The sequence below is a fragment of the Tritonibacter horizontis genome (assembly GCF_001518015.1).
Taxonomy (GTDB): domain Bacteria; phylum Pseudomonadota; class Alphaproteobacteria; order Rhodobacterales; family Rhodobacteraceae; genus Epibacterium; species Epibacterium horizontis.
The window spans coordinates 207,289-216,833 of sequence record NZ_LPUY01000074.1 but is presented as its reverse complement, the minus strand read 5'-3'; the positions used below and the strand labels follow the sequence as shown (position 1 = coordinate 216,833).

Here is a 9,545-nt window from a genome sequence, read left to right as displayed (position 1 = left end):
CCCCCTGACCCGCCCGCCATCGGAAGGGGGCCGCGCGAAGGTGACGTCCAGCAGGGCAGCAGGCTGATTTCAAACACTGGCGACGGGTGGGGTCAGGACGGAACAGGGTGAGGCGCGGGGGAGCAGGGCATCTGCACCGTCACCCAATAATCCCCGAGCAGGTTCAAGAGGTTGGAAAAATCTTCGCCCGCCGTTTGTTTGACGATATAGCCTGCGACGTTCAGCGCATAGGCTTCGGAGACATCATCGGGGTCGCTGGAGGTGGTCAGAACAAAGCAGATCAGGCTACTCAGATGCGGCCGCTTGCGCAGTTCCGCGATGAATTCCATCCCGCCCATCCTGGGCATGTTGATGTCAACCAGTGCAATCAACGGGCTGGAGATTGATTTTTCCGGATGCCGGCCTTCGAGGATGTCCAGTGCTTCTTCGCCGTCCGAGGCGCGGATGATCGTATTGCTGATCCGCGCTTTCAAAAAGGCACGTTTCACGGCGGCCGCTTCAAAATCGTCGTCTTCGACAAGCAGAAGATTGACCGGTGCGACGTCATTTTCTGGACGTTTAAGCAGCATTTTGCGCTCCTCTCTGTTCTGGCTTCGGCCAGGTGAAAATGAATTCAGTTCCCGTCCCATCTCCGTCGGAGACAACTGAAATGTTCTGATCCAGGATCGTCAGGTGCTTTTTCACAAAGGCAAGCCCCATGCCGCTGCCTTCGACTTTGTCCCGAGATTCCAAGGTTTTGAAAAGACCAAAAATATGCTCGTGAAATTTCTCAGGGATACCGGGGCCGTTGTCGCGCACCGATATCGCATATTCGGTTGATCTTTCTTCCAGCGACACTGTGATTTCGCCGATCTCCTTGTCGCTGTGTTTGATCGAGTTGCCGATCAGATTGAGCAGGATGGTCCGCAGCGGCATGAAGTTCATCATTGCCGCTTTGAAGTCGTCCGAAAATTCCAGTTTGATCTTGTCATCACTGCCTGCAAGCTTTTCCAGGTCCTCCGCCATATAGGCGCCGCTTACGATGTCGCGTGTCGGATCAAACTCGACCGAACCGATACGGGAATGCAGCAAGAGATCATCCAGCAGGCGGGACATCCGGGCGATCCGGGAGGTCATGAAATGGAGATGTTCGCGGGTTTCCTCGGTCAACAACTCTTCCAGGTCTTCTTCCAGCCATGTGGCGGCGTGGGAAATGGCGCGCAGCGGGGCCTTCAGGTCATGTGAGGCGACATAGGCGAATTCTTCCAACTCCTGGTTGGACCGGTTGAGCCTGTCGATGAGGGCCTGACTGTCCCGCTTCATCTTGGCGGCCGCGGTGACATCGCGCACAACCGCAACGAACAGGGGCTGGTCGTTCTGGGACGGAAGCAGGCTGATCGAAATATCGAGCGAGACCTCGCGTTCCGCCCGATCCCACCCCGTGCACAGGCGTTTGATCTCCCTCGTTTCCTGCGGGTCGGCGGCGACATAATCGGCCATTTCAGCCGCCAGAGCCGCCCAATCGGACCCCGCCATAATCTGGGAGAGTTCGGCTTTGACCGGCGATACGGGGACGATGCCGAATTCGTTCTGGAATGCGATATTGCTGTTTTCAATCGTTCCATCCAGACGGATCACCACCAATCCGTCCATAACCGCATCAAACACCCGCCGTGCGCTGGCCTCCTGATCGCGCAGGCGATCAATCAGGGTGTTGAAGCTGCGGGCAAGATCGCCGACCTCATCCTGAAGACCGACGGGCAGGCTGGGAGCGCGACCGGTGGTGGCGGCGTTCATGACATTGCTGCGCATGTTGATCATCGGGTCGAGGGCCCGATCAACGCTCCTGCGGGTCAGCACGACCGAGGTGACGATTACAATCAGGCCCAGCAAAAAGAGTGTCCGGGTGGAGCCTGGCAAGACCCTTTGAAAGAAATTTCTATTTCTTATCAGTGTGAAATAGACTTGATGCGAGGCGCGACTAAGGCTGCTCAAGCGGGTGGACAGGTAGTCGTGCCCATCGTGCGTGACCCGTATCAACCCCCGTGGAAGCGGCCCATCCCGCGCGACCACTTTTTCTTCGACTTCCGGCGGCAGGGCGGAGGTCCCCAAAAACTTGAAACTTCCGGTCTGGGTTTTGGCGTTCCAGTGGTAGCTGCTGCCGGCGGAGTTATGAAGAACGAAATCCGATTCCAGTTTCAGCGGTTCGTAGACCGCTGCATTGTGACGGAGGAGATCGACATTGATCGCAATAAAGCCGAATTTGCCGCCGTTTTCGTCGAAAACCGGCACCAAGACGCGATAAACCAGCAAGTGCGGTTTCTGAATGACCCCCCGTTCCCGGTTGAACGAGGGCGCACCGACATAGATTTCACCGGGGGCCAGCTCCGCGGCATCCGCAAAATAGGGTTCGTTGCTCTTGGTCTGCAGCTCGTCATCTGGGACCCGCACCAATGCACCGTCCTGCTTGTTGACCCGCACGATTTCGCGTCCGTTGTTGTCAAAACTGACAAAACGGATCTGCGTGTAGTTCGGGCGCAGGGAATGGAAGGAGGAGAAAATCGTTGCAAGCCGTTCGGTCCATTCGTCCACAGTGTCGCCGCTCAGCGGATCGACGCCATTGTTGCGCGAGGCGCGAATAAGCGCCGCGACAGGGGGCATATTTGCCAGGATCCGGGCGTCGGAGCCGATGGCCGAATTGGCGTCTGTGGTGGCACGGGTCACCTGGTTGGCAACATCGACGAGGTCCGAGGCCGTCTGTCGGGATTCCAGGTGGTTTGATATGATGGCGCTGGCGATGGTCAGAACGACCACGGCGATCACCGTGGTTGCAACCGCGCGCGCCGTGATCTGGAAACGCAATGATTTAGAGGGTACAAATGCCATCAGGCCTCATTTCCGTCGTGCACGCCGTTCGGCCCGCACGATACTCGATACTAGGGACGTGACGAGGGTTTCTCCGTTTGGCATAATAGAGCGTTAACTTGTCGTCCAATTTGCGCTGGTTTATTGTCCCGGTTCATTTTCCAAGCCTGAATTTAGCAGAAAATGGTTAAACTTTCCCTCTAGCGGCGAACGGCCCGCCAACGGCATCTCCATTGGCGGGCCTGTCCCTGCAGGTCATTGAACTCTGGAGGATCGTTGGCAGGCGAACGCAGACCCGAGCAGATCCATCGCCGGCCTGCGCGGTCGGGCAACGTCAGCGCGCGGCGGGATCCGATGCCGGGCGCGGACCATAGGTTGCGAACCCTTCCAGCACCGCATCCATTTCTGCAGTGCTGAGGATATGCGGTGTGCCGATCGAAAGACTGGCAACATAGCCCCGGGCAAGCGTTTCCAGTTCGACCATCCGCCACATCGCCTTTGCAAGCGTTTCGCCACATACGACCGCGCCATGATTGGCCATCAGGCAGCCAGATCGGTCGGCCATCGCCTGGGTCACGTTGTCCGACAACTCCTGACTTCCGAACAGGGCATAGTCGGCCAGTGGCACATCATAGCCGCCAAAGGCCGCGACCATGTAATGGCAGGCGGGAATGGACAGCCGGTTCATGGCCAGCGCGCTGCAGGAGACGGGATGCGCATGCACAACGGCCTGCATCTGCGGCTTGGCCCGCAGGATCGCCTGATGGAAGGGCCATTCGGTCGAAGGTTTCATTTGTCCCGGCCGAACCTCGGTCCCGTCGAGGGGAAGCTCAACGATCATCTCCGGGGTCATCTGCTCGTAGGGCACGCCCGAGGGGGTGACCAGAAAGCGATCTCCAATGCGCACCGATATATTGCCGGAGGTCCCCTGGTTCACACCGCTGCGGTTGAGGTCGAGACAGGCGGTGATGATCGCTTCGCGCGTTTCAAGGTGATCCGGGGCAGCGGGCATTTGCAGTTCCATTCTTCGCACTCTCACAGCAGTGGTTCTAGCCTGTATCCGGACCTGCGGGAACGGGCTGTGCAGAATTTGCGCCGCGAGAGAGAAAAAATTTCAATTGCCGCGACGGAAACTTTCAACCTTTCCGTTGTAGACCATGCGACATCGGTTGTTTCAAACTTTCGCCTCTGATGGCTTGAGGACAAATTAGGCAACCGCTAGTCGAATATTAGATCGAAAATTGCTTGCGCGAGTGGAGGAACACAAGATGGCAGTTGAAGCAGGAGCCTGGGCGGCGGAATGGGAACGGGCGAAGAAAGCGTTTGAAAAGAACACCAAGTCCAAGAAGCCCAGCGATGGTTTCATCAAGATGGTGTCCCGGACCACGCTGTCCACCAACTTTAAGGCGATGGACAAGGGGTTTAACGACTACCGCTCCGCCGGTGGCAAGAAGGACCTCGATAAGCAGTTGAAATCGCTTGATGCGCTCGCAAAGGCGTTGCTCGCCGCGAAGAAAGCCTGCGCCTCCTACGTCAAGGTCATCGATGCCGCCTGGAAGGAAGAAGTGAAGAAATCCGGGTCGAAGATGAAGCTGGACAGCCTGAACGTTCTTGAAAAAGATCTCGAGGCAATCATCGTCAGCGGTGAGGCACAGCTGAACCTGAACAAGCAGATCGTCGGCAAGCGCGGCAAGGAAATGACAGAGGCCGTGCGCTCGCTGAACGTGCTGGGCAAGAACCTGGATGCGACCTTGAAAAAGGGGGCGCTGTTTGTGGCGCAGAACCAGCGCAATTCCAATGGCGATGAAGCCGAAGCGCTGTCGTTCTTTCGCGAAAACATCATGAAAGCAGCCCGGGACATCAACCAGAACGTCGGCAATATTGCCAAGCTTTATCCCGATGGAAGCGTAGAAAAGAAAACCGGCGACGCGATTTTTAAGGCGATGGCGGACTGGGCGTCCAAAGGGGCAAACACCAGCGACATCAAGGCGATGAAGACCAAGAAGGACATGCTGGATCTGAATGGCAAGATGACCACCCGGATCAAGGCTATTTCTGAATGGCGTAAAAAGCTGAAGCCGCCCGTTCCGGCATGACCTGTCCCGGCTGGCAAGTGTCGGGCAAGCCCGCTGAAGGTCCCCGAACGACCACCATGCCGACCGCATTTATGCGGTCGGCGTTTTTATGATGGAGCCATAAGGTTACAGACGCGTGCCGCGTTCAGGGTGGAAGAAATGCACGCGATCCTGGGGCAGGGTGATCGGCTGCGGACCGACCTGCGCGGTTTCATCCTTGCCGACACTGATGGAAAAGCTTTGCCCCCCCAAAGTGCCGTGAAGAAGCCGGTGCGCGCCCAGTTCTTCGACAATCGCGACCTCCAGAACGGCGGATCCATCGCCCCCGAGACGGACATCTTCGGGGCGAAAGCCGACCAGAACGGTATCGGTGGCAACCGCCGGCGGCGCGAGGGTGAGTTTGGTGGTGCCGTCCAACTGCACCGCACCGTTCAGGACCCGGGCCTGCATCAGGTTCATCGGCGGCGCGCCCATGAACCCCGCGACAAAAGTCGAGGCGGGGCGTTCGTAAATCTCGCTCGGGGTGCCGATCTGCTCGACCCGGCCGCCGTTCAGCACGATAATCCGGTCGGCCATGGTCATCGCTTCGACCTGATCGTGGGTCACGTAGACAGAAGTCACCCCAAGCCGCTGCTGCAGCGCACGAATTTCGATCCGCATCTGATTGCGCAGCTTGGCGTCCAGGTTGGAGAGCGGCTCGTCAAACAGGAACAGTTCGGGATCGCGGACGATGGCGCGCCCCATCGCGACCCGCTGGCGTTGCCCGCCCGAAAGCTGGCTCGGCCGCCGGTCAAGATAGTCCCCGAGGTTCAGAATGCGCGCGGCCTCTGCGACCTTCTGGTCTATTTCCGCCTTGGACGCGCCCCTGTTCTTCAGCCCGTAGCCCATGTTTTTTGCAACGGTCATATGGGGATAGAGCGCGTAGTTCTGAAACACCATCGCGATGTTGCGATCGGCGGGATCCTTGTGATTGACCACATCCGGGCCGATGGACAATGACCCTTCGGTGATGTCCTCCAAGCCTGCAATCATCCGCAAGAGAGTGGATTTGCCGCAGCCCGAGGGGCCGACCAGCACCACAAGTTCGCCATCGGGGATTTCCACGGTGCACGGCTGCACCGCCTCATGCCCGTTGGGGTAGGTCTTGCGGACACGGTCCAGAGTTACCTGTGCCATAGTTTCGTTCCTTATTTATCGGATTCCGTGAGGCCCTTGACGAACCAGCTTTGGAAGAAGATGACGATCAGCACCGGCGGGATCATGGCGATCAGCGAGAGCGCCAGCGCCTTGCCGTATTCGGGGATCATGGCGCCGGTCTGAGAGAGAACCTGCACGATCTGCTTGATGCCCCGCACCAGGGTGAACATGCCCTCGTCGGTGGTGATCAGGGTGGGCCAGAGGTACTGGTTCCAGCCGTAAACAAACATGATGATGAAGATCGCCGCGATCATCGTGCGGCTGAGCGGTATGATGATGTCGATGAAGAACTTCACCGGCCCGGCGCCGTCAATCCGCGCGGCCTCTACCAGCTCCTCCGGAATGGACCGGAAGAACTGGCGAAAGAAGAACGTGCCCGTCGCGGAGGCGATCAGCGGCACGATCAGACCGGTATAGGTATTGGCGAGCCCGAGGCTCTGGATCGCCTCGTAGGAGGGCAGGATGCGAACCTCCAGCGGCAACAGCAGGGTGGTAAAGATGATCCAGAACGCCAGCGTGGCAAAGCGCAGCCGAAAATAGACGATCGCATAGGCCGCCATCATCGAGATCACGATCTTGCCGATGGCGAAACCAAGCCCGAGGATCATGGAATTCATCAGCATCCGCGTGCCGGTGATGGTTTTGGTGAACCCGGAGGCCTCAAACATCGCGGCCTCGAAGTTCTCAAGCATCTTGCCTTCGAACCCTAGTTGCAGGCCATGCTTGACGATGTCGGCATCCTCGAAACTGGTGGTCATCAGAACCAGAACAACCGGAAACAGCATCAGGAACGCGCCCGCGATGAGGATCGCGTGGTCAACAACATGTCGCAGTTTGATCCGGGGCCGCAACGGCGTGGAGACGCTGGTTTGAAGTGTACTGGATTGGGTCAGGTCAGCCATAATCACCACCCCTCAGGTATAATGGATCCGGCGTTCGATAAGCCGGAACTGGAAGATGGTCAGGACAAGCACCAGGATCATCAGGATCACCGATTGCGCGGAGGAGCCCCCAAGGTCATTGCCCCGGAACCCATCGACAAAGACCTTGTAGACGAGGGTGACCGGATTGTTGCCCGGCTCGGATCGCACAAGAGTGTCGACGATGCCGAAGGTATCAAAGAGCGAATAGGTGATGTTGATGATCAGCAGGAAAAAGGCGGTCGGCGCCAGCAACGGGAAGGTGACATCCCAGAACCGCCCGGTGGCAGAGCGGTTGTCGATCAGGGCTGCCTCACGCACCGATTTCGGGATGGATTGCAGACCGGACAGGAAGAAAATGAAATTGACCGGGATCTGTTTCCAGACCGCGACGATCACCATGGCGGTGGCGGTGGAGTTGAAATCCGCGCCCAAACGGAAATCCCAACCGAAGAATTGAAACATCTCTGTCAGCGGACCGTTGCGCTGATCAAAGAACATCAGCCCGAGAAATCCCGCAACCGGCGGCGCGATGGCGTAGACCCACATCAGCAGCGTGCGATAGGTTTTGGCGCCCCGGATCACCGCATCGGCCTTGACCGCCAACAACAGCGCCAGAGCAAGAGAAAAGAACGTGACAAGCACCGTGTAGATCACCGTGAAGCGGGCGACCTTGGCATATTCGACGTTTTGCAACAGGTCGGTGTAGTTCTCAAAGCCCACAAATGTGGACCCGAACCCAAACGGGTCCTGAAGGTAGAACGAAGACTGCACCGCCCAGGCTGCCGGCCAATAAAAGAAGATCGCGATGATCAACAATTGCGGCAGCAACAATGCGACGGGCAGCCAGACGGTGGTGAATCCGGCACGTTTCATGAGGGGTCTTCCATAGTCAAGAAATAGCAGACAACCCGCACCAGATGGGCGGGTTGTCTCACGTTCAAAGAGGCTTAGCCCTGGGTTTTGGCAAAACGCGCCAGCAGGTCGTTGGCTTCTTTCTCGATATTGGCAAAGGCATCTTCGACGGAGGTCTCGCCGGACAGGATGCGGCCGTATTCACGGTTCATCACGTCACGGATCTGCACGTAAAAGCCCATCCGATAGCCTTTGGTGTTCTCGCCGCCGGGCAGGGACAGCTGTTGGATGCCAACTTCGGCAGCCGGGAAACGGTCATAGTGGCCGTCTTCCTTGGCCAGCGCATAGGCGGCTTCGGTGATCGGCACATAGCCGGTTTCCTGGTGCCAGAAATACTGAACCTCGGGGGAGGTCAGGTATTCAAAGAACTTCGCGGCGGCTTCGTTCTCTTCTGCGTCATGGCCGGACATCGCGAACAGGGACGCGCCGCCGATGAAGGTCTGTTTGGGCTCCGTGGTCACGGCTTCCCAGTAGGGCAGCACGGTGGCGGAGAATTCAAAGCCGAGATCCTTGGACATCAGGCCGCCGAAAGAGCCGGAAGAGCCGAGCCAGATTGCAACATCGCCATCTTCGAAGGGCTGCTGGTTGTCACCCCAACCGGTGCCGTACCATTCAAACAGGCCGTTTTCTTTCCACTCTGTAAGAGCGGTGAAATGGGCCTTGATCGCGTCGTTGTTGACGAGGATCTCTGTACCTTCGGCGCCATCATACCCGTTGTTGTTGGTCGCAAAGGGCAGGTCGTGACGGGACATGAAGTTTTCGGTGAAGATCCAGGGCAGGTGCGATTGTGCCAAGGCGATGTAACCGGCGTCCTTCAGGGCGGGCGCGGTCACGGACTGGAACTCTTCCCAGGTTTTCGGCGCGGAAACGCCCGCTTTTTCCAGCGCATCGACGTTGAAATACATGATGGGCGAGGAAGAGTTGAACGGCATGCCGATCATCTTGCCATCGCTGTCGGCGTAGAAATAACGCACGCCGGAGATGTAATCGTTGATGTCGAAATCAACACCATTTTCGGTCAGCAGATCCTGCACCGGGATGGTGGCGCCCTTGGCACCGATCACAGTGGCGGCGCCGGCATCAAAGACCTGCATGATGTTGGGCTGTTCGCCCGCACGGAAAGCGGCGATACCTGCTGTCAGGGTTTCCTCGTAAGAGCCCTTGAACACCGGAGTGATCTTGTAATCATCCTGGGCGGCGTTGAAATCCTCGGCGATTTTGTTGACAGTTTCACCCAATTGGCCGCCCATTGCGTGCCAGAGTGTGATTTCGGTTTCGGCCCAGGCCGCGGTGGCCGAGATGGCAACAGCGACGTTCAGCGCTGCGATTTTCCAGAATGTCATCGACATCTCCAAGTCTGAATACCCCAAGAGCGGAGCGTGTTTTATTTGTTTGGACGCACACAAACTGCCACCATTCCCAAAAGGCCAATGACAGCGCGCCCCGCGGATCGCGCCGGTTCCAATTTCGACACGCGCTCTGCAAGGCAATGCAGACAGGGTGCCGGTATTGATTCCGGGGACACGAGTGCCCGCCTACAGATTTTGAATAACTCTTTTATGACATCGGTCGCGGTGGCCCCGGTCGGCAAAGC

8 protein-coding genes are annotated in these 9,545 nt (G+C 57.8%); 1 reads left to right on the top strand and 7 read right to left on the bottom strand.

Annotated elements, in window-relative coordinates:
* Window positions 1-92: 92 nt before the first annotated feature.
* From TRIHO_RS13245 to TRIHO_RS13235, 3 genes are all read right to left on the bottom strand, one after another.
* Window positions 93-569 carry a response regulator gene (locus TRIHO_RS13245; RefSeq protein WP_068244414.1) on the bottom strand — a complete coding sequence of 159 codons (477 nt, stop codon included), beginning with the start codon at window positions 567-569 and terminating at the stop codon, window positions 93-95.
* Window positions 559-2,865 carry a sensor histidine kinase gene (locus TRIHO_RS13240; RefSeq protein WP_082705135.1) on the bottom strand — a complete coding sequence of 769 codons (2,307 nt, stop codon included), beginning with the start codon at window positions 2,863-2,865 and terminating at the stop codon, window positions 559-561. Before TRIHO_RS13240 ends, TRIHO_RS13245 begins: the two co-directional genes overlap by 11 nt.
* 313 nt (window positions 2,866-3,178) lie before the next feature.
* Window positions 3,179-3,868, bottom strand: a complete 690-nt coding sequence (locus TRIHO_RS13235) for a class II aldolase/adducin family protein (RefSeq protein ID WP_207498689.1) — start codon at window positions 3,866-3,868, stop codon at window positions 3,179-3,181.
* 244 nt (window positions 3,869-4,112) lie between these two features.
* On the opposite strand from TRIHO_RS13235, the gene TRIHO_RS13230 reads away from it, so the two are divergent.
* A complete protein-coding gene (locus TRIHO_RS13230) occupies window positions 4,113-4,940 on the top strand; it encodes a hypothetical protein (RefSeq protein ID WP_068244409.1) in 828 nt (275 codons plus the stop codon).
* A gap of 105 nt (window positions 4,941-5,045) precedes the next feature.
* On the opposite strand, the gene ugpC is transcribed toward TRIHO_RS13230, so the two are convergent.
* The 4 genes from ugpC to TRIHO_RS13210 form a co-directional block, all read right to left on the bottom strand.
* Complete coding sequence (gene ugpC, locus TRIHO_RS13225; protein WP_068244406.1) at window positions 5,046-6,095, bottom strand: sn-glycerol-3-phosphate ABC transporter ATP-binding protein UgpC; 1,050 nt, start codon at window positions 6,093-6,095, stop codon at window positions 5,046-5,048.
* An 11-nt stretch (window positions 6,096-6,106) separates the two neighbouring features.
* On the bottom strand, window positions 6,107-7,018 hold the full coding sequence (gene ugpE, locus TRIHO_RS13220; protein ID WP_068244403.1) for a sn-glycerol-3-phosphate ABC transporter permease UgpE: 912 nt from the start codon (window positions 7,016-7,018) through the stop codon (window positions 6,107-6,109).
* 12 nt (window positions 7,019-7,030) lie between these two features.
* Window positions 7,031-7,912 (bottom strand): ABC transporter permease subunit, encoded by an 882-nt coding sequence (locus TRIHO_RS13215; RefSeq protein WP_068244400.1) that lies wholly within the window; start codon window positions 7,910-7,912, stop codon window positions 7,031-7,033.
* A gap of 74 nt (window positions 7,913-7,986) precedes the next feature.
* Window positions 7,987-9,294 carry an extracellular solute-binding protein gene (locus tag TRIHO_RS13210; protein WP_068244398.1) on the bottom strand — a complete coding sequence of 436 codons (1,308 nt, stop codon included), beginning with the start codon at window positions 9,292-9,294 and terminating at the stop codon, window positions 7,987-7,989.
* Between the last annotated feature and the right edge of the window lie 251 nt (window positions 9,295-9,545).

Excerpts from the sequence above, each read along its gene's own strand:
- TRIHO_RS13245 (WP_068244414.1), bottom strand. The coding sequence starts at position 569 with ATGCTGCTTAAACGTCCAGAAAATGACGTCGCACCGGTCAATCTTCTG.
- TRIHO_RS13240 (WP_082705135.1), bottom strand. The coding sequence starts at position 2,865 with ATGGCATTTGTACCCTCTAAATCATTGCGTTTCCAGATCACGGCGCGC.
- TRIHO_RS13235 (WP_207498689.1), bottom strand. The coding sequence starts at position 3,868 with ATGGAACTGCAAATGCCCGCTGCCCCGGATCACCTTGAAACGCGCGAA.
- TRIHO_RS13230 (WP_068244409.1), top strand. The coding sequence starts at position 4,113 with ATGGCAGTTGAAGCAGGAGCCTGGGCGGCGGAATGGGAACGGGCGAAG.
- ugpC (WP_068244406.1), bottom strand. The coding sequence starts at position 6,095 with ATGGCACAGGTAACTCTGGACCGTGTCCGCAAGACCTACCCCAACGGG.
- ugpE (WP_068244403.1), bottom strand. The coding sequence starts at position 7,018 with ATGGCTGACCTGACCCAATCCAGTACACTTCAAACCAGCGTCTCCACG.
- TRIHO_RS13215 (WP_068244400.1), bottom strand. The coding sequence starts at position 7,912 with ATGAAACGTGCCGGATTCACCACCGTCTGGCTGCCCGTCGCATTGTTG.
- TRIHO_RS13210 (WP_068244398.1), bottom strand. The coding sequence starts at position 9,294 with ATGACATTCTGGAAAATCGCAGCGCTGAACGTCGCTGTTGCCATCTCG.